Genomic DNA, 22,298 nt, shown 5'->3' with positions numbered 1-22,298 from the left:
CCGATCCAACAAATGCAGTCAGCAGGTGGGTTCACATGGCAGCGGGGTCGCCCGCCTGCCGGTCAGCTGGACCAGGGCTTGTTGTCCATGAGCTCGAAGAGCTCCGCGTCGGTGGCGTCGGTCAGGTCGACCGAGTCCGTCGTGCCCTCGCCCTCGGTCCACTTCGCCACGACGGCGCGCAGCCGCACGGTGAGGTTGGCGCGCGCCGGGTCGTCCTCGGCGACCTCGGCGAGCAGCGCCTCCAGCTTGCCGAGCTGGCTCACGGCCAGTTCGGCGGCGTCGACCTCGGGGAGCAGCTGCTGCTTGAGGTGCGCCGCCACGGCCGCCGGGGTGGGGTGGTCGAACAGCAGGGTGACCGGGAGACGCAGACCGGTGGCGGAGTTGAGCCGGTTGCGCAGTTCGACGGTGGTGAGCGAGTCGAAGCCGAGGTCCTTGAACGGCCGCTGCGCACCGACGGTCTCGGTGTCGTCGTGGCCGAGGACGACGGCGGCCTGGCGGCGCACCTCCTCGGTGAGCAGTTCCTCGGCCTCCTGCGGCGACAGCTGGACCAGGCGCTCGGCCAGCCCGCCGCCCGCGGTGCCCGCCGCGGGCGCGGCGGCGGACGCGGTCGGCCGGGCCGGGGCCTTGACCAGACCGCTGAGCAGCGGCGGGACGGCGCCGGTGAACCGGGCCGGGTCGAGCTGCACGGGGACGGTGTGCGTGTGGTTGTCCCCGGTGGCGGCGTCGAACAGGGCGAGTCCGTCGGCGGTGGACAGGGCGCGTACGCCGGTACGGGCCATCCGGTCGAGGTCGGTCTTGTCGAGTTCGCCGGTGATCCCGCTGGCCTGCGCCCACAGTCCCCACGACAGCGACTGCGCGGGCAGCCCGAGGCGGCGGCGGTGGTGCGCGAGGCCGTCCAGGAAGGCGTTGGCGGCGGCGTAGTTGGCCTGGCCCGGCGCGCCGAACACTCCGGCGGCGGAGGAGAACAGCGCGAACAGCGCGAGGTCCTTGCCGCGGGTCAGCTCGTGCAGGTGCCAGGCCGCGTCGACCTTGGGGCGCAGCACCGTGTCGAGGCGCTCGCGGTTCAGCGCGGTGAGCACGCCGTCGTCGATCACGCCTGCGGCGTGCACGACGCCCTTCAGGTCCGCGATGCCGTCCAGCAGGCGGGCGAGGTCGGCGCGTTCGGCGGTGTCGCAGGCCACCACGCGGGCGGTGGCGCCGAGTTCGGCCAGCTCCCGCACGAGCTCGTCGGCGCCGGGCGCCTCGGGGCCGCGGCGGCTGGTGAGGACGAGGTCCGTGACGCCCTGGGTCCCGGCGAGGTGGCGGGCTACGGCGCCGCCGATGGCGCCGGTGCCGCCGGTCACCAGGACGGTGCCGTCCAGCTTCGCGGTGGGGATGGTCAGGGCGACCTTGCCGACGTGCCGGGCCTGGCTGAGGTAGCGGAAGGCCTCGGGCGCGCGGCGGGCGTCCCAGGTGGTCACCGGCAGCGGGGCGAGCACGCCCTCCTCGAAGAGCCGGGCGAGGTCGGTGAGCATCTCGCCGATCCGCGCCGCGCCCGCCTCGCCGAGGTCGAAGGAGCGGTAGAAGGTGCCGGGCCAGGAGGCGGCGACGGCCTCCGGCTCGCGGATGTCGGTCTTGCCCATCTCGATGAACCGGCCCTCGGGCACCAGGAGGTCGAGCGAGGCGTCGGTGAACTCGCGGGCCAGGCAGTTCAGGACGACGTCGACGCCACGGCCACCACTGGCGGCGCGGAACGTCTCGGCGAAGTCCAGGGTGCGGGAGGAGGCCAGGCGCTCGGCGGGGATGCCGGAGGCGCGCACCGTGGGCCACTTGGGCTCGCTGGCGGTGGCGTACACCTCGATGCCCCAGTGCCGGGCGAGCTGCACGGCGGCCATGCCGACGCCGCCGGCCGCGGCGTGCACGAGCAGCGACTCGCCCTCCTTGATGCGCGCCAGGTCCTGCAACGCGTAGTAGGCGGTGAGGAACACCGTGGGCACGGCGGCGGCCTGGGCGAACGACCAGCCGGTGGGGATCGGGGCGACGGTGCGGGCGTCCGCGATGGCCACCGGTCCCGCGTACGAGCCGGACAGCAGGCCCATGACGCGGTCGCCCACGGCGACGCCGGTGACGCCGGGCCCGACCTCGCTGACGAAGCCGGCGCCCTCGGAGCCGAAGGCCATCTCGGTGAAGGACTGGGCGACGTCGACCACGCCGAGGGCGAGCAGCACGTCACGGAAGTTCACGCCGGTGGCGCGGACCTCGATCCGCACCTGTCCCTCGGTCAGCGGCACCTCGGCCGGCGGGCACGGCACGAGCCGCAGGCCCTCCAGCGTGCCGCTGCCGTCCACGTCGAGGCTCCACGCGCCCTCGGCGGGCGGCGTGAGGGTGTCGGCGGGCGCCACCCGGGCGAGCCGCGGCACCAGGGCGTCGCCCGCGCGCACCACGCTCTCCGTCTCCCCCGCGGCGACCGCGCCGCGAATCGCGGCGGGCAGCGCGGCGGCCGAGCGGACGTCGGTGTCGACGTCGATCTGGACGACGCGGCCCGGGTTCTCCGAGCAGGCCGAGCGGACCAGGCCGCGCACGGCGGCGTGCACGGGGTCGACGGTGTCGCCGGGGACGGCGGCGGCGCCCGCGCGGGTGACGACCGCCAGGCAGGCCTCCTCGGTCTCCTCGGCGGCGAGCCACGCCTGGACGGCCTCCAGGACGGCGCCGGTCACCTCGCGGGTGGCGGCGACGGTGTCGCCGGTGCTGGTGGGCACGGGCAGCAGGACGACGTCCGGCAGCTCCTCGCCGCTGCGCACGGCCTCCTGCAGCGCGGGGAGTCCGGTGTGGCGGCCGGTCACCTCGGCCGTCTCCGGCAGGTCGTCCGCGGCGCCGAGCACCGCGAGGGTGCGCACGGTCTCCTCGGACTCGGGCAGCGCGGCCCAGTCGAGGCGGTACAGCCCGTCCACGCGGGGGCGTTCGCGCACGTCGGCGGCGGCCACCGGACGCGAGGTCAGCTCGTCGACGGTGAGCAGCGGCAGGCCCGCGGGGTCGGTCATGGTCAGTGTCAGCGCGTTGTCGCCGTTCGGGGTCAGCCGGACGCGGGCGGCGGTGGCGCCGGTGGCGTGCAGCCGTACGCCGCCGAAGGAGAACGGCAGCCTCGGCTCGACGCCGTTGTCCTGGTCGAGCGCGGTGGCGATCTGGCTGTGCAGCGCGGCGTCGACGAGCGCGGGGTGGACGCCGAACCGGCCGGCGTCCGCGCCGCCCCGCTCGTCGAGGGCGACCTCGGCGAAGAGTTCGCCGCCGCGCCGCCACAGGCCGCGCAGCCCCTGGAAGACGGGCCCGTAGGCGTAGCCCCACTCGGTCAGCCGCTCGTACAGGCCCTCGACGGGCACGGGGGTGGCGTCGGCCGGCGGCCAGGCGCCCTGGTCGGCGGCGGGCGCGGCGGCGGGCTGCGCGGTCAGGGTGCCGGTGGCGTGCGCGGTCCACTCCTGGGCGCTGCCGTCGGCGGGGCGGGAGAAGATCCCCACCGCGCGGCCGCCGGTCTCGTCGGGCTCGCCGACGGTGACCTGGACGTCGACGCCAGGGCCCTCGGCGGGCAGCGCGAGCGGGCTCTGGAGGATGAGTTCGGCGACCTGGCCGCAGCCCGCGTACTCGCCCGCGCGCAGGGCGAGTTCGACCAGCGCGGTGCCGGGGACCAGCACGCGGCCGAGGACCTGGTGGTCGGCGAGCCAGGGGTGGCTGTGGGTGGAGAGCCGGCCGGTGAGGGCGTAGCGGTCGCCGTCGGCGGCCTCGACGCCCGCGGCCAGGAGCGGGTGGCCGACCAGGGAGAGTCCGGCGCCCGAGACGTCGGCCGCGCCGCCGGCGGCGCCCGTCAGCCAGTAGCGGCGGCGCTGGAAGGCGTAGGTGGGCAGGTCGACGGTGTCGGCCGGGCCGTACACGGTGTCCCAGTCGACGTGCGCGCCGCCGGTCCACAGCTGGGCCAGCGAGGTCAGCAGGCGGCGGGTGCCGCCGTCGTTCCTGCGCAGGGTGCCGGTGACGGTGGCCTCGCGGGCGCCGGCGGGCTGGTTCGCGACGGTGTCCTGGACGGCGGTCAGCAGGACCGGGTGCGGGCTGACCTCGACGAAGGCGGTGTTGCCCTCGTCCAGCAGGAGCTGGATGGTCTCGTGGAAGCGGACGGGCTCGCGCAGGTTGCGGTACCAGTACTCGGCGTCGAGCGTCTCGCCGGGCACCGGGCCCGCGGTGACGGTCGAGTACAGGGGCGTCTGCCCGGCGCGCGGCGCGACCGGCGCGGCGAGCTCCAGGAGCTGGTCGCGGACCCGCTCGGTGTGCGGGGTGTGCGAGGCGTACTCGATGCCGACCTTGCGCGGGCGCAGACCGGCGGCCTCCGCCTCGGCGTTGACCTCGGCGAGCGCGTCGAGGTCACCGGCGACGACGGTGGACTCGGGGCCGTTGGTGGAGGCGATCCACACCCCGGCCCGGTCCCCGATGAGCGCGGCGGCCTGCTCGGGCGTCGCGGAGAGCGAGTACATGGCGCCCTTGCCCGACAGGTGCTCGTTGAACACCCGGCTGCGCAGCGCCACGAGCCGGGCCCCGTCGGCCAGGGAGAGCGCGCCCGCCGCGCAGGCGGCGGCGATCTCGCCCTGCGAGTGGCCGACGACGGCGGCGGGCACGACGCCCAGCGAGCGCCACAGCCGCGCGAGCGAGACCATGACCGACCACAGGACGGGCTGGACGGCGTCGTCGCGCTCCAGCTTCTCGCCGCTGCGCAGCAGCTCCAGCGGGTCCCAGTCGAGGTGGGGCGCGAGGGCGTCGGCGCACGCGCGCATGGCCTCGGCGAACACCGGGGAGGCGGCCATGAGTTCGATGGCCATGCCGGCCCACTGGGAGCCCTGGCCGGGGAAGACGAAGACGACCTTCGCGTCGGCGGAGGCGGCCTCGCCCGTCACGACGTGCGCGGAGGTCTCCTGTGCGGCGACGGCGTCGAGACCGGCGAGGAGCCCGTCCCGCTCCCCCGACAGGACGACGGAGCGGTGGCGCAGCGGGGTGCGGTGCAGCGCGAGCGAGCGGCCCACGGCGAGGGTGTCCGCGTCGCTCGCGGCGGCGAACGCGCCCAGCCGGGCGGCCTGTTCGCGCAGGGCGCGGGGGCTGTGCCCGGAGACGGCCCACGGCACGGTGGCGCCGTCGACGGCGAGCGGCACGAGGTTCTCGGCGGGCGTCCCGCCGGTCTCGGCGGACGGCTCGGCCGCGGCGGCCTCGGCGGCCTCTTCCTGGACTTCCTCCAGGATGACGTGCGCGTTGGTGCCGCTGACGCCGAAGGCGGAGATGCCGGCGCGGCGCGGCTGCCCGGTGCGCGGCCAGTCGGTGACCTCGGTGACCAGGCGCACGTCCCCGGCCCGCCAGTCGACGTGCGGGGTGGGCTCGTCGACGTTCAGGGTGGGCGGTACGACGCCGTGGCGCAGGGCGAGGACGGTCTTGATGACGCTCGCGACGCCCGCGGCGGCCGCGGTGTGGCCGATGTTGGACTTCACCGAGCCGAGCAGCAGCGGCCGGTCCTCGGGCCGGTCCTGCCCGTAGGTGGCCAGCAGCGCCTGCGCCTCGATGGGGTCGCCGAGCTTGGTGCCGGTGCCGTGCGCCTCGACGACGTCGACCTCGGCGGCGGACAGGCGGGCGTTGGTGAGCGCCTGGCGGATGACGCGCTGCTGGGAGGGGCCGTTGGGGGCGGTCAGGCCGTTGGACGCGCCGTCCTGGTTGACGGCGGAGCCGCGCAGCACGGCGAGGACCGGGTGGCCGTTGCGGCGGGCGTCGGAGAGCCGCTCGACGAGGAGCACGCCGACGCCCTCGCCCCAGGCGGTGCCGTCGGCCGCGGCGGCGAACGCCTTGACGCGCCCGTCGGAGGCGAGGCCCTGCTGCTTGGTGAACTCGGTGAACATGCTGGGCGTCGACATGATCGTCACGCCGCCGGCCAGCGCCATCGTGCACTCGCCCTTGCGCAGCGCGTGCGCGGCCAGGTGCAGCGAGACCAGGGAGGAGGAGCAGGCCGTGTCGACGGTGAGCGCGGGGCCCTCGAAGCCGAAGGTGTAGGCGATGCGGCCGGAGGCGACGCTGGCGGCGTTGCCGATGCCCATGAACCCGGCCAGCTCGGACTGGTTGTCGCCGAGCATCAGGGTGGCGTAGTCCTGGCCGTTGGTGCCGACGAACACACCGGTCCTGCTGCCGCGCAGGGTCTTGGAGTCGATGCCCGCCCGCTCGATGGCCTCCCAGGAGGTCTCCAGGAGGAGCCGCTGCTGCGGGTCCATGGCGAGCGCCTCGCGCGGCGAGATCCCGAAGAAGTCCGCGTCGAAGTCGGGGGCGTCGTGCAGGAACGCGCCGGCGCGGGTTGCCGACCTGGCCTCCTCGCCGGGGGTGCCCTCGAAGAGCGCGGCCAGGTCCCAGCCGCGGTCCTTGGGGAACTCGCTGACGCCGTCGGCGCCCTGGAGCACCAGCTCCCACAGCTGCTCGGGCGAGCCGACGCCGCCGGGGAACCGGCAGCTCATCCCCACGATGGCGATGGGCTCCCGGTCGGCGTCCTCGACCTCGCGCAGCCGGCCGCGGACCTTGTGCAGGTCGGCGGTGACCCGCTTGAGGTAGTCGAGAGTCTTGTCCTCATCCATGGTGGATCCCATTCGTGTGTCTCGCCGCCTTACGCCTTGCCGCTCGCCGCTCGTGCGCGCGGTTCCGCCGGCGTGTGCCGGCCCGTTCGTGCCGTGTGGCCTGCTGTCGTTCACAGGCCCAGCTCGTTCTCGATGAAGTCGAAGACCTCGTCACGCGACGCGGTCTGGAGATGCTCGGTCGCCGTCTCGCGCGGCGACTCCGTGGACCAGCGCTCCACCAGGGCCGTCAGCCTGGCCAGCACGTCCGGGGAGGGCGCGGCCTGCCCCGCGACCGCGGCGAGCCTGCCCTCCAGACGGTCGATCTCGGCCAGCACGGACTTCTCCGACAGCTCGTCCCCGCCCAGTTCGCCGCGCAGGTGCTCCGCGAGCTCGGCCGGGGTCGGGTAGTCGAAGATCGACGTGGCGGAGAGGCCGAGCCCGGTGGCCTCGGTCAGCCGGTTGCGGAACTCGACCGCCGCCAGCGAGTCGAAGCCCACGTCCCGGAACGGCTTGTCCGCCTCGATCGCGGCGATCCCGGTGTGGCCGAGGACGGCCGCCGCGTGCGTGCGCACCAGTTCGGTGAGCGCCTGCTGCTGCTCGGCGCCGGAGAGTCCGGCGAGGCGCCGCGCGAACGCGTCGGCGTCGTCCTTGACCGGCTCGGCGGGCGTCTGTGCCTGCCGTGCCTCGGGGATGTCGGACAGGAGGGTGCTCGGCCGGGTCGAGGTGTACGACAGGGCGAACTTCTCCCAGTCGACGTCGGCCACGGTCAGGGAGGCCACTCCCTGGTCGACCGCGTGCTGGAGCAGGGTCAGCGCGGTGTCCGGGGCGAGCGCCCGCACGCCGCGCCTGCGCAGGTGCGCCTCGGCGTCGTCCTGGGCCGCCATGCCGCCCTCGCTCCACGGACCCCAGGCCACCGAGGTGGCCACGGCGCCCCGCGCCCTGCGCCGTTCGGCGAGCGCGTCGAGGTAGGCGTTGGCCGCTCCGTAGGCGCCCTGTCCGGCACCGCCCCAGACGCCGGCCGTGGAGGAGAACAGGACGAAGGCGTCCAGCTCCGTGTCCGCGAAGGCCTCGTCCAGATGGCGGGCGCCGTCGGTCTTGCCCGCGCTGAGGGCGGTGACCTGCTCGGGTCCGGTCTCGTCGATGCGGCTGGACTGGGCGACGCCCGCCGTGTGCAGCACCGCCGTGATGCGTACGCCGTCGGCGGCGAGCCGGTCGAGCAGCGCGTCCAGTGCGCTCCGGTCGGCGACGTCGCAGGCCGCGACGGTCACCTGGGCGCCCAGGGCGGTCAGTTCGGCCTCCAGCGCCGCGGCGTCGGGGGCCTGCGGGCCCCGGCGGCTGGTGAGCACCAGGTGCTCGGCGCCGGAGCGGGCCAGACGGCGGGCGACGTGGGCGCCGAGGGCGCCGGTGCCGCCGGTGACCAGGACGGCGCCGCGCGGCGTCCAGCCCGTGCCGTCCGCGGTGACCGCGAGCGGCGCGCGCCGCAGCCGCCGGGCGAACAGCCCGCCGGAGCGCAGCGCCACCTGGTCCTCGCCGCTGTCCCCGGCCAAGACGGAGGCCAGGCGTGCCGCGTCCCGCGCCCCGAGCGTGTCGGGCAGGTCGACCAGACCGCCCCAGCGCTCGGGGTGCTCCAGAGCGGCGACGCGGCCGAGGCCCCACACCTGCGCCTGGTCCGGCCGGAGCGGGTCGCCGCCGGTGACGGCGACGGCGCCCCGGGTGAGGCACCACAGCGGCGCGGTGACGCCCGACTCGCCGAGCACGCGCACCAGTTCGTGCGTCACGGTCAGCGGCCAGGCGTCGTCCTGCCCCTCGGCCAGCGCGAGGAGGGACAGCACACCGCGCGCGGAGGTGTCTGTGAGCGCGGCGCGCAGCCGCTCGGCGAGCGCGTCGGGTCCGGCGCCGTCCGCCAGGTCGGCGGACAGGTCCACGGTGACGAGGTCGAGCCCCTGCTGTTCCAGGGCCTCGGCGGACGCGGCGGCCGCCGGGCCGCCCGCGGTGATCTGCAGCCAGGTGCCGGTCGCCCGGCCCGGCTGCTCCACGAGCGGCTGCCAGCTGACGTCGTAGCAGAGCTCACCGAGGTCCGAACGCTCCCTGGACCGGCGCCGCCAGTCGGCGAGGACCGGCAGGATCTCCCGCAGCGGTGCCCGGCGTTCGTCGTCGTCGACGCCGAGGGTGCGGACGAGTACGTCCATGTCCTCGCCCTCGACGGCGGACCAGAACGCCTGGTCCACCTCGGAGGTGTGGCCCTCGCCGTCGGCGGCGGGGACGTCCAGCCAGTAGCGCTGCCGGTTGAAGGCGTAGGTGGGCAGGGCGACACGGCGTCCGGGACGCAGCGTCGGCCAGGTCACCTCGGCACCCCGGGCGTGCAGACGCGCCAACGCCTGGACGAAGGAGGCCAGTTCGCCCTGGGTGACCCGCACCGCGGGCACCGCCACGACGCCCTCGCCACGGCCCTGCACCAGACCGCTGAGCACCGCCTCGGGACCGACCTCGACGAACTCCGTCACGCCCCGCTCGACCAGGCACTCCACCCCGTCGGCGAAGCGCACCGCCTGACGCGCGTGCCGTACCCAGTACTCGACCGTGCCCAGCTCGCCCGCTTCCGCGACCGTTCCCGTCACGTTCGAGACCACCGGGATTCCGGCTTCGTTGAAGGTCACCTCGCGCAGGACGGCGGCGAACTCCTCAAGGACCGGCTCCACCAGCGGCGAGTGGAACGCCTGCGTCACGTGCAGCCGCCGCGTCCGGCACCCGGCCGCCCGCGCCAGCTCCGCCACCCGCTCCACCGCAGCCCCGGCACCGGAAACCACCACGGACGACGGACCGTTCACCGCACCCAGCGAGACCTGATCACCGGCCGAAGCCTCCGTGATCCACTCCCCCGCCTGCTCCTCCGAGGCCTCCAGCGACACCATCACGCCACCGGCGGGCAGCGCCTGCATCAGACGACCCCGAGCCGCGACCACACGAACGGCATCCTCAAGCGACCACACACCCGCCACATGAGCCGCGGCCAACTCGCCCACCGAGTGACCCATCACGTAATCCGGACGCACTCCACACCGCTCAAGCAGCCGGAACAGCGCCACCTCGAAAGCGAACAGACCCGACTGCGTGTACACCGTCTCGTCGATCAGACCCGCACGCTCCGAGCCCTCCTCCGCCCACAACACCTCACGCAACGGCACCTCCAACACCGCGTCAAAGGCACCGCACACCTCCTCGAAAACCTCACCGAACCCCGGCAGACCCACCAACTCACGGCCCATACCCACCCGCTGAGAACCCTGCCCCGAGAACACCAGGGCCGTGGTGCGGCCTGACTTCGCGCGGTCCAGGACCGTGTGGGCGGCGGGCTCGCCGGCCAGGACGGCGTCGAGGCCGCGCAGGAGCTCCTCGCGGGTGCGGCCGGTGACCACGGCGCGGTGCTCCATGGCGGAGCGTGCGGAGAGCAGCGACCAGGCGATGTCCGTGTCGGACGCCTCGGCACCCGCCGCGAACTCCCGCAGCCGCGCCGCCTGTCCGCGCAGCCCCGCGGCCGAGCGGGCGGAGAGCGCCCAGGGCACGACGCCGTCGGCCTCGGGCCGCTCGGCCGGCTCGTCGTCCGGGACGGCGGCGGGCTCGGCCGGCGCCTGCTCCAGGACGACGTGGGCGTTCGTGCCGCTGATGCCGAACGACGAGACGGCGGCACGGCGCGGGCGGCCCGTCTCGGGCCAGGCGCGGCTCTCGGTCACCAGCTCGACGTCACCGGCGGACCAGTCCACCTGCGGGGTCGGTTCGTCGACGTGCAGCGTCCTGGGCACCATCCCGTGCCGCATCGCCTCGATCATCTTGATGATGCCCGCGACGCCCGCGGCGGCCTGCGTGTGGCCGAAGTTGGACTTCAGGGAGCCCAGCAGGAGCGGCTGTCCCTCGGGGCGCTCCTGGCCGTACGTGGCGAGGACGGCCTGCGCCTCGATCGGGTCGCCGAGCGGGGTGCCGGTGCCGTGCGCCTCGACGACGTCGACCTCGGCCGCGCCGAGCCCGGTGCTCGCCAGCGCCTGACGGATCACCCGCTGCTGCGACGGACCGTTCGGCGCCGTCAGACCGTTCGACGCACCGTCCTGGTTCACCGCCGAACCCCGCACCACCGCGAGCACCTCGTGCCCGTTGCGCCGCGCGTCCGAAAGCCGCTCCACCAGGAGCAGGCCCACGCCCTCCGACCAGGTGGTGCCGTCGGCACCGGCGGCGAAGGACTTGCAGCGGCCGTCGGGCGCGAGGCCCTGCTGACGGCTGAACTCGACGTAGGAGTCCGGGGTCGCCATGACGGCGACCCCGCCCGCGAGGGCCAGCGTGCACTCGCCCTGCCGCAGCGCCTGCACCGCCTGGTGCAGCGCCACCAGCGAGGAGGAGCACGCCGTGTCCACCGTCACCGCGGGACCCTCGAAGCCGAACGTGTACGAGACACGGCCGGTCGCGATGCTGCCGGTGTTGCCGTTGCCGAGGAAGCCGGCGACCTCCTCCGGGATGGACGGCAGCCGGGCGGCGTAGTCGTGGTACATGAGCCCGGCGAAGACGCCGACGCGGCTGCCGCGTACGGAGGCGGGATCGATCTGCGCGTACTCGAACGCCTCCCAGGTGGTCTCCAGGAGGAGCCGCTGCTGCGGATCCATGGCGAGCGCCTCGCGCGGCGAGATCCCGAAGAACTCGGGGTCGAACTCGGCGGCGTCGTGCAGGAATCCGCCCTCGCCGACGTAGCTGGTGTTGGGGCGCGTGCCGTCCGGGTCGACCAGGTCGCGGACGTTCCAGCCGCGGTCCTCGGGGAACGGCGTGACGCCGTCGCGGCCCTCGGCGACCAGCTGCCACAGCTCATCGGGGGTGCGGACACCGCCCGGGTAGCGGCAGCTCATGCCGACGATCGCGATCAGGTCGTCATCGCCGGAGGCCACCTGCGCCACGAGGGCCGGGGCCGCCGAATCGGCGTCCTCGCCCACGAGTTCGGCGCGCAGGTGGCGGGCGAGCGCCTCGGGCGTCGGGTAGTCGAAGACGAGCGTGGCGGGCAGCCGCACCCCGGTGGCCGTGGCGAGCTGGTTGCGCAGGTCCACCGCGGTCAGCGAGTCGAAGCCGAGGTCGGAGAAGGCCCGGTCGGACTCCAGGTCGGCGTCCGCCGCGTAGCCGAGCACGGCGGTGACGTGCCGCAGCACCAGCCGCAGCAGCTCCTCCTCGCGGGCGGCGGCGGGCAGGGTGCGCAGCCGGTCGCGCAGCCCGCCGGTCGGCTCCGTGCCCGCGGCCCGCCGGGCGGTGGTGCGCACGAGCGCGCGCATCACCGGCGGGATGCCCGCGGCCTCGCCGCGGACGGCGGCCGGGTCGAACGCCATCGGGACGAGCACCGGTTCGGCGGCGGCGAGCGCCGCGTCGAGCAGCGCGAGGCCGTCCTCGATGGACAGGGCGGACATGCCGCCGCGCGAGACACGGGCGAGGTCCTGCTCGCTCATGACGCCGGACATGGTGCTGCGCTGCTCCCACAGGCCCCAGGCCAGCGCGTGCGCGGGCAGGCCCCGCGCCCTGCGGTGCTCGGCCAGGGCGTTGAGGAAGGTGTTGGCCGCCGCGTAGTTGGCCTGGCCCACGGCGCCGAGGATGCCGGCGGCGGACGAGAACAGCACGAACGCGCCGAGCTCCAGGTCCGCGGTCAGCTCGTGCAGGTTCCAGGCGGCCTGCGACTTGGGCCGCAGCACGGTGTCGATCCGCTCGCGGGTCAGCGAGGAGACGACGCCGTCGTCGACGACGCCCGCGGAGTGGACCACGCCGCGCAGCGGCCGGTCGGCGGGGACGTCCGCGAGGACGGCGGCCAGGCTCTCCCGGTCGGCGACGTCGCAGGCGGCGACGGTGGCCTCGGCGCCGAGCGCGGCGAGTTCGGCGACCAGTTCCTGCGCGCCGGGGGCCTGCGGGCCCTTCCGGCCGAGCAGCAGCAGGTGGCGTACGCCGTGCTCGGTGGCCAGGTGGCGGGCGACGGCGGCGCCGAGGACGCCGGTGCCGCCGGTGATCAGGACGGTGCCCCGCGGGTCCCACACAGGAGCGGGCTCGGCGCCGCCGGTCCGCTCGCCGGGGTCCGCCGGGGCCGTGCGGGCAAGCCGCGGCGCCCACGACGCGCCGTCGCGGAGCACCAGTTCGGGCTCGCCGGCCGCGCGTGCGGTCCGGACGGCGGCCACCAGGGACGCCGCCTCGTCGACGGACCCGGTGGGCAGGTCGAGCTGCACCATGCGGTCGGGGTGCTCGGACTGGGCCGAGCGGAGCAGGCCGCGGGCGGCGGCGTGCGGCAGGTTCGGGCCCGGTACGTCGGCGGACTCCGTGTCGAGGGTGGCCGCGCCGCGGGTGACCAGGACCAGGCGGGCCGGGGCGAACCGGTCGTCGTCGAGCCAGGTCTGCGCGGTCTCCAGCGCCCAGCCGGTGGCCTCCCTCGTCGCCTCCGGTACGTCCACGCCGTCCCCGGCGAGGTCCGGGCAGGTGACGACGACGGCTTCCGGCGCGGTGGCTCCCGCGTCGAGGGCCGCGGCGAGCGCGGCGAGGTCCGCGTACGCCGTGACGTCCGCGTCGGCCGTACCGGTGAGCGCGGCAGCCGTGTCGCCGACCGCGGCCCAGACGGGCCGGGAAGCGCCGTCGGGGGCCGCGACCGGGGACACCTCGGCCCAGCCCGCGCGGTACAGCCAGTCGCCGTGACCGCGCGCGGCGCGCAGCTGGTCGCCGGTGACCGGGCGCAGGGCGAGCGAGCCGACGGAGGCCAGGGGCAGCCCGGCGCCGTCGGTCATGGTCACCGTGACGCCGCTGCCCGCCTGGGCGAGGCGGACCCGCACCGTGCTCGCACCGGTGGCGTACAGGCGTACGCCCTCCCAGGAGAACGGCAGCCCGCGCGGCGGCTCGGCGCCGCCGGACGCCTCGAGGAGGCCCACGCCGTGCAGGGCCGCGTCGAGGACGGCGGGGTGCAGGCAGAAGTCGGCCGCGTCGCCCGCGTCGCCGCCCTCGGGCAGCCGGACCTCGGCGAACACCTCGGACCCGCGGCGCCAGGCCGCCCTGAGCCCCTGGAAGGCGGGCCCGTAGGCGAAGCCTCCCTCGCTCATCGCGTCGTAGAGCCCGGCCACCTCGACGGGTACGGCGCCCTCGGGCGGCCACACCTCGGAGACGGCGGACGGCGCGGGGGCCGCCTGGGCCGGGGCCAGCACACCGGTGGCGTGGGTGACCCACTGCCCGGCGTCGCCGGTCCTCGCGTACACCGTGAAGGAGCGCCGGCCCTCGTCGTCGGCGTCGCCCGCGGTGAGCTGGATCCGCGCGGTGACGCCCTCGGGCAGCACCAGCGGGGCGTGCAGCGTCAGCTCCTCGACGCCGTCGCAGCCGACCTCGTCACCGGCGCGCAGCGCCATCTCGACGAAGCCCGCGCCGGGGAAGAGGACCGTGCCGAGCACCGCGTGGTCGGCCAGCCAGGGCTGTTCGGCCAGCGAGATCCGGCCGGTGAGGAGCACGCCGTCGCCGTCGGCCAGACCGACCCGGGCGCCGAGCAGCGGGTGCCCGGTGGGTTCGAGGCCGACCGATCCGATGGCGGCCTCCACGCCGGCCGGTGCGGAGCGCCGGGGCCAGTAGCGCTGCCGGTCGAAGGCGTAGGTGGGCAGGGCGACACGGCGTCCGGGACGCAGCGTCGGCCAGGTCACCTCGGCACCCCGGGCGTGCAGGCGCGCCAACGCCTGGACCAAGGAGGCGAGTTCGCCCTGGGTGACCCGCACCGCGGGCACCGCCACGACGCCCTCGCCACGGCCCTGCACCAGACCGCTGAGCACCGCCTCGGGGCCGACCTCGACGAACTCCGTCACGCCCCGCTCGACCAGGCACTCCACCCCGTCGGCGAAGCGCACGGCCTGACGCACATGGCGTACCCAGTAGTCCACATCGGTCAGCTCACCGGCCCCGGCCACCTCACCGGTCACATTGGAGACAACGGGAAGCGACGGCTCGGCGAACGAGACCTCGCGCAGGACGGCGGCGAACTCCTCAAGCACCGGTTCCACCAGCGGCGAGTGGAACGCCTGCGTCACATGCAGCCGCCGCGTCCGGCACCCGGCCGCCCGCGCCAGCTCCGCCACCCGCTCCACCGCAGCCCCGGCACCGGAAACCACCACGGACGACGGACCGTTCACCGCACCCAGCGAGACCTCGTCGTCCGCCCCGGCCTCGGCGAGCCAGGCGAGCGCCTGCTCCTCGGAGGCTTCGAGGGAGACCATCACGCCACCGGCGGGCAGCGCCTGCATCAGACGACCCCGAGCCGCGACCACACGAACGGCATCCTCAAGCGACCACACACCCGCCACATGAGCAGCAGCCAACTCGCCCACCGAGTGACCCATCACGTAATCCGGACGCACTCCACACCGCTCAAGCAGCCGGAACAGCGCCACCTCAAAAGCGAACAGACCCGACTGCGTGTACACCGTCTCGTCGATCAGACCCGCACGCTCCGAGCCCTCCTCCGCCCACAACACCTCACGCAACGGCACATCCAACACCGCGTCAAAGGCACCGCACACCTCCTCGAAGACCTCACCGAACCCCGGCAGACCCACCAACTCACGACCCATACCGACCCGCTGAGAACCCTGCCCCGAGAACACCAGGGCCATCGGGCGCTCGCCCGCGGTGAGGTCGCGGACCACGTTCCCGGCCGGTTCGCCGGCGGCCAGGGCGTCGAGCCCGGCCAGCAGGTCCGCGCGGTTCTCGCCGAGCACGACGGCACGGTGTTCGAGGCCCGCCCGGGTCGAGAGCAGCGACCAGGCGATGTCCGTGTCGGACGCCTCGGCACCCGCCGCGAACTCCCGCAGCCGCGCCGCCTGTCCGCGCAGCCCCGCGGCGGTGCGGCCGGAGACGACCCACGGCAGCGGGCCGTCGGCGGCCGGCTCCCCGGCGGGTTCGGCGTCGACGGCGGCCGGTGCCTCCACCGGCGCCTGCTCCAGAACCACGTGCGCGTTCGTGCCGCTGATGCCGAACGCGGAGACACCGGCGCGCCTCGGCCGCCCGGTCTCCGGCCACGCGCGGCTCTCGGTCGTCAGCGCGACCGTGCCCGCGGACCAGTCCACGTGCGGGGTCGGTTCGTCGACGTGCAGCGTCCTGGGCACCATCCCGTGCCGCATCGCCTCGACCATCTTGATGACGCCGGCGACACCGGCGGCGGCCTGCGTGTGGCCGATGTTGGACTTCAGGGCGCCGAGGAGCAGGGGCCGGTCCTCGGGCCGGTCCTGGCCGTACGTGGCGATCAAGGCCTGCGCCTCGATCGGGTCGCCCAGGGAGGTGCCGGTGCCGTGGGCCTCGACGACGTCGACCTCGGCCGCGCCGAGCCCGGCACTCGCCAGCGCCTGACGGATCACCCGCTGCTGCGACGGACCGTTCGGCGCCGTCAGACCGTTCGACGCACCGTCCTGGTTCACCGCCGAACCCCGCACCACCGCGAGCACCTCGTGCCCGTTGCGCCGCGCGTCCGAAAGCCGCTCCACCAACAGGACGCCGACGCCCTCGGCGAACCCGGTGCCGTCCGCGTCCGCCGCGAACGCCTTGCAGCGGCCGTCCTGGGACAGCCCGCGCTGCCTGCTGAAGGAGACCAGGAGCCGCGGGGTGGGCATGACGGCGACACCGCCCGCCACGGCAAGGGTGCACTCGCCCTGCCGCAGTGCCTGCACCGCCTGGTGCAGCGCCACCAGCGACGAGGAGCACGCCGTGTCCACCGTCACCGCGGGACCCTCGAAACCGAACGTGTACGAGAGGCGGCCGGAGGCCACGCTGGTCGCGTTGCCGGTGAGGAGGTGGCCGTCGAGGCCGTCCTCCGTCGTGAACAGGTCGGTGCTGTAGCCGGAGACGGCACCGCCGATGAAGACGCCGGTCGGGGTGGAGCGCAGGCTCAGCGGGTCGATGCCGACACGCTCCATGGCCTCCCAGGTGGTCTCCAGGAGGAGCCGCTGCTGCGGGTCCATGGCGAGCGCCTCGCGCGGCGAGATCCCGAAGAACTCCGCGTCGAAGTCGGCGACGTCGTCGATGAATCCGGCGGTGCGGGTGTGGGAGGTGCCCGCGCGGTCCGGGTCCGGGTCGAACAGGGCGTCCAGGTCCCAGCCGCGGTCGGCGGGGAAGTCGGAGAGCGCGTCGCGCTCGTCGGCCAGCAGCCGCCACAGTTCCTCGGGCGAGGTCACGCCGCCGGGGAAGCGGCAGCCCATGCCGACGATGGCGATGGGCTCGTCGTCGGCGCGCGCCACGGTGACCGCGGCGGGCCGGTCCGTGCCCTCGGTCCCGGCGCCGGGCAGCACCAGCGGCAGCAGGTGCGCGGCCAGCGCGAGGGGGGTGGGGTGGTCGAAGACGGCGGTGACGGAGAGCCGTACGCCGGTCGCGGTGTTGAGGCGGTTGCGCAGTTCGACGGCGGTGAGCGAGTCGAAGCCCAGCGCCTTGAACGGCCGGTCGGCGCCGACCTCGTCGGTGCCGTCGTGGCCGAGCACGGCGGCGGCCTGGGCGCGCACCAGCTCCACGAGGGTGCGTCGGCGCTCGGCTCCGGGGAGCGCGGCGAGACGGTCGCCGAGCTCCAGGGTGGCGCTCTCGGCGGCGGCCCGGCCGAGGGCGCGCCGCGGGCGCACCAGGCCCCGCAGCAGCGCGGGCACGGTGTCGGCGGCGCGGGCCTTGGCCAGGTCGAGGCCGATGGGCACGGTGAGCGCCCGGTCGAGCCCGAGGGCCGCGTCGAAGAGGGCGAGGCCGGTCTCGGTGGACAGGGGCCGTACGCCGGCCCTGCCGATGCGCTGCAGGTCGACCTGGTCGAGTACGCCGGTCATGGCGCTGGCGTCGGCCCACAGGCCCCAGGCCATGGAGTGCGCGGGCAGGCCCTGGGCGCGGCGGTGCCGGGCGAGGGCGTCGAGGAACGCGTTGGCCGCCGCGTAGTTGCCCTGGCCGGGGGCGCCGAAGACACCGGCGGCGGAGGAGAACAGGACGAAGAAGTCGAGGTCCGCGGTGAGTTCGTGCAGGTGCCAGGCGGCGTCGGCCTTGGGCCGCAGGACGGTGTCCAGGCGCTCGGGGGTGAGCGCGGCGACGACGCCGTCGTCCAGGACGCCGGCCGCGTGCACGACGCCGCGCAGTCCGGGCAGGGCGGCGATCAGCTCGGCCGCCGCGTCCCGGTCGGCCACGTCGCAGGCCACGACGCGGACGTCGGCGCCCAGCGCGGCGAGTTCGGCGGTGAGGTCGGCGGCGCCGGGGGCGTCCGGGCCGCGGCGGCCGGCGAGCACCAGCTCGGTGACGCCGTGCCCGGTGACCAGGTGGCGGGCGACGGCGGCGCCGAGGACGCCGGTGCCGCCGGTGATCAGGACTGGGCCCTCGCCGTCGCGCGGGAAGGGCGCGGGCCCGGCGTCGCGGACCCGGCCCAGGCGGGGCACCAGGGCGGTGCCCTCGCGCAGGGCGGTCTCCGGCTCCCCGGCGGCGGTCGCGGTGGCGACGGCGGCGGGCAGCGCGGCGCGGGAGGCGGCCGTGCCGTCGAGGTCGATCTGGGTGACGCGGCCGGGGTACTCGGCGGCGGCCGAGCGGACCAGGCCGCGCGCGGTCGCCGCGGGCACCTCGACGGGCTCGTCCGCGGAGACGGCGGCGCCGTGCTCGGTGAGGACGACCAGCCGGACGGCTTCGAGCGCGTCGTCGGTCAGGACGGCGCGGAGGGTCTCCAGGATCTCGGCCGCCGCGTCCCTCGCGGCCCGCGGGATGTCGGCCCCGGCGTCCGTGGTGCCCGGCACCGTCAGGAACACCGTGTCCGGTGCGGCGGCCGGGTCGGCGACGGCGGCGCGCAGCGCGTCCAGGTCGGCGAGGACGGTGGCGCCCTGTGGAGCGGCGCCCTCGCCGAGGAAGGCGTGGCGTGCGGTGCCCTGTGCGGCGGAAGTCTCCGGCAGCGCGGTCCAGGAGACCTCGTACAGCGAGGACAGCGCCTGCGGCGCGCCGGCGGCCTCGGCGGCGTCGAACGGGCGGGTGGTGACCTGCTCGACGGTGAGGACGGGGCGGCCCGTGGGGTCGGTCAGGAGCAGTTCGAGCGTGTCGGCGGCGACGGTCCGCAGCCGTACGCGCACGGCGGTGGCGTCGGTGGCGTGCAGTTCGACGCCGGTGAAGGCGGCGGGCGTCGTGCCCTCGGCGGGCCGCAGCGCGGCGTCGACCAGGGCGGGGTGCACGCAGAACCGCGCGGCGTCACCGGCCGCGGACTCGGTCAGCTCGGCCTCGGCGAAGACGTCGCGGCCGCTGTGCCAGACGCCGCGCAGGCCGCGGAAGACCGGGCCGAGGGCGAGACCGGCGGCGGCCAGGCGCCCGTAGAGCTCGTCGGGGTCGGCGGCGGTCGCGCCGGTGGGCGGCCAGGTGCCGCCGAGTTCGTCGGGGGCGCCCGCGTCGGTGCGGGTGCCGAGGGTGCCGGTGGCGTGCAGGGTCCAGGCGCGGTCCGGGTCGCCGTCCGTGTCGGCGCCGGCGAAGACGCGGACGCGGCGCTCGCCGCGCTCGTCGGGGGCGTCCACGACGACCTGCACGTCCACGCCGGGCGCGGTGCCCTGCGCGCCGTCGGGCAGCACCAGGTGCCGGTGGATCTCCAGGTCCGCGAGGCGGTCGGCGCCCAGGTGCTCGCCCGCGTGCAGGGCGAGTTCGAGGAGGACACCGGCGGGGACGACGGTGCGGCCCGCGGCCGTGTGGTCGGCGAGCCAGGGGTGGGAGTCGGGGCCGAGGCGCCCGGTGCAGACGTAGCCCTCGCCGTCGGCGAGCGCGATGCCCGCGGACAGCAGCGGGTGGGCGAGCGCGGTGAGCCCGGCGCCCGCGACGTCGGCGGTGCCGGCCGCGCTGTCCAGCCAGTAGCGGCGGCGCTGGAAGGCGTACGTGGGCAGGTCGGCGCGGTCGTCCTCGGTGCCCGCGAACACGGCCTGCCAGTCGGGCTCCACGCCGTGCGTCCACAGCTCGGCGAGGGAGGCCAGGAAGCGGCGCGGGCCGCCCTCGTCGCGGCGCAGGGTGCCGACGGCGGCGACCTCGGTGTCGAGCGCGCCGCCGGTGTCCTGGACGGCGGCGGTCAGCACGGGGTGGGCGCTGGCCTCGACGAAGGTGGTGCTGCCCGCACGGACGAGGGCCTGGACGGTGTCGTGGAAGCGGACGGGCTCGCGCAGGTTGCGGTACCAGTACTCGGCGTCGGCCGTGCCGTCCGCGAGGAGTTCGGCGGTGACCGTGGAGTACATCGGCACCCGGGCCGGGCGCGGCGTCACCGGGGCCGCGAGGTCGAGGAGCGCGTCGCGCAGCTGCTCGACCTGCGCGGTGTGGGAGGCGTAGTCCACGGGGATGCGGCGGGCGCGCAGCTCGTCGCGCTCGCAGGCGGCCATCAGCTCGTCCAGGGCCGCGGCCTCACCGGCGACGACGGTGGACTGCGGGCCGTTGACCGTGGCGACGTCGATGCGGCCGTCCCAGGGGGCGATGAGCTCCTCGGCGACGGCGCGGGGCAGCGGCAGGGAGACCATGCCGCCCTGGCCCGCCAGTTCTCGGCCGATGAGGCGGCTGCGCAGCGCCACGACGCGGGCCGCGTCGTCCAGCGAGAGGACGTCGGCGACGACGGCGGCGGCCAGTTCGCCCTGGGAGTGGCCCACGACGGCGGACGGCTCGACGCCGTGGCTGCGCCACAGGTGGGCCAGGGAGACCATGACCGCCCACAGCATCGGCTGGACGACGTCCACCCGGTCCAGGGACGGCGCGCCCGCGCGCTCGTGCAGGACGTCGGCGGGCACCCAGTCGATGTGCGGGGCGAGCGCGGCGGCGCACTGTGCGAACCGGGCGGCGAACTGCGGCGAGGTCGCGAGGAGTTCGGTGGCCATGCCCGCCCACTGGGCGCCCTGGCCGGGGAAGACGAAGACGACGTCGGACGAGGTGTCGCCGGAGCGCAGGCCGGAGACGACCCCGGCGGCGGGCTCGCCGTTCTCCAGCGCGGCGAGGCCCGCCGCGAGCTCGTCGGCGTCGGCGCCGATGACCACGGCGCGGTGCTCCAGGCCCGCGCGGGTCAGGGCGAGGGAGCGGCCGATGCCGGCGGGCGAGGACGCGCCGGTGGCGGTGAACTCCCGCAGGGCGGCGGCCTGTCCGCGCAGTCCGGCGGCGGACTGGCCGGAGAGCGGCCACAAGAGGACGCCGCCGGTGGCGACCACGCCGGACGCGGCGGGCCCGTCGACCGGCGCGGCGGCCTCGGCGTCGGCGCTCTCGTCGGCCGGCGCCTGCTCGACGATGACGTGCGCGTTGGTGCCGCTCACGCCGAACGAGGACACACCGGCGCGGCGCGGCTGCCCGGTGTCGGGCCAGGGGCGGGCCTCGGTGACCAGCTCGACGGCGCCGGAGGCCCAGTCGACGTGGGTGGTGGGCTCGTCCACGTGCAGCGTCTTGGGGACGGTGCCGTGGCGCATGGCCTCGACCATCTTGATGATGCCGGCGACGCCCGCGGCGGCCTGGGTGTGGCCGATGTTGGACTTCACCGAGCCGAGCAGCACCGGGCGCTCCGCGGGCCGCTCCTTGCCGTAGGTGGCGAGCAGCGCGTCGGCCTCGATGGGGTCGCCGAGGGTGGTGCCGGTGCCGTGCGCCTCGACGACGTCGACCTGCGCGGGGGCGAGCCCGGCGGTGTCGAGGGCCTGGCGGATGACGCGCTGCTGGGAGGGGCCGTTGGGGGCGGTGAGGCCGTTGGACGCGCCGTCCTGGTTGACGGCGGTGCCGCGGACGACGGCGAGGACCTGGTGGCCGTTGCGGCGGGCGTCGGAGAGCCGCTCGACCAGGAGCAGGCCGACGCCCTCGCCGAGCCCGGTGCCGTCCGCGCTGTCGGCGAACGCGCGGCAGCGGCCGTCGCGGGAGAGCCCCTGCTGGCGGCTGAACCCGACGAACACCTCGGGCGTCGACATGACCATCACGCCGCCGGTGAGCGCGAGCGAGCACTCGCCGCGCTGCAGCGCGTTGACCGCCAGGTGGAGGGCGACCAGGGAGGAGGAGCAGGCCGTGTCGACGGTGAGCGCCGGGCCCTCCAGGCCGAGGGTGTAGGAGATCCGCCCGGAGATGACGCTGTCGGCGCGCCCGGTGAGCAGATAGCCCTGCACCTCGTCGGGGGCGGTGGCCGGGTCGCCGTACCCGTGGAAGCTGGAGCCCACGAAGACGCCGGTGTCGCTGCCGCGCAGGCTCGTCGGGTTGATGCCGGAGCGCTCGAACAGCTCCCAGGAGGTCTCCAGGAGGAGGCGCTGCTGCGGGTCCATCGCGAGGGCCTCGCGCGGCGAGATGCCGAAGAAGGCGGCGTCGAACTCGGCGGCCTCGTGCAGGAATCCGCCTTCGGCGACGTACGACGTGCCGGCGCGCTCGCCCGTCACGTCGAACTGGCCCGCCACGTCCCAGCCGCGGTCGAGGGGGATCCCGGAGACGGCGTCGGAGCCGTCGGCCACCAGCCGCCACAGCTCCTCGGGCGAGGCGACGCCGCCGGGGTAACGGCAGCTCATGCCGACGATCGCCACGGGTTCGGCGGCCGCCGACTCCACCTCGCGCAGGCGTGACTTGGTCTCCTTGAGCTCCGCGGTCACGCGCTTGAGGTAGTCGAAGAGCTTCTCTTCATTCGCCATGGGGGACGAGTCCATCCTTCTGTGCACTAACGGGATCGGCAGACGTGGTTCCGGGCTGGGTCAGCGGGGCGGGCGCGCAGGGCGCCCGGCC

2 protein-coding genes are annotated in these 22,298 nt (G+C 75.7%); both read right to left on the bottom strand.

The annotated features are described in order from the left end of the window. Window positions 1-62: 62 nt before the first annotated feature. Window positions 63-6,614 (bottom strand): type I polyketide synthase, encoded by a 6,552-nt coding sequence (locus AB0L89_RS26815; protein WP_365145797.1) that lies wholly within the window; start codon window positions 6,612-6,614, stop codon window positions 63-65. A gap of 110 nt (window positions 6,615-6,724) precedes the next feature. Next, window positions 6,725-22,207 carry a type I polyketide synthase gene (locus AB0L89_RS26810; RefSeq protein WP_365145794.1) on the bottom strand — a complete coding sequence of 5,161 codons (15,483 nt, stop codon included), beginning with the start codon at window positions 22,205-22,207 and terminating at the stop codon, window positions 6,725-6,727. Between the last annotated feature and the right edge of the window lie 91 nt (window positions 22,208-22,298).

This window comes from Streptomyces sp. NPDC052114, from assembly GCF_040680155.1.
In the GTDB taxonomy this organism is placed as follows: Bacteria; Actinomycetota; Actinomycetes; order Streptomycetales; family Streptomycetaceae; genus Streptomyces.
Note: the sequence above shows the minus strand (reverse complement) of the source record. Positions and strands in the feature narration are given on the sequence as shown.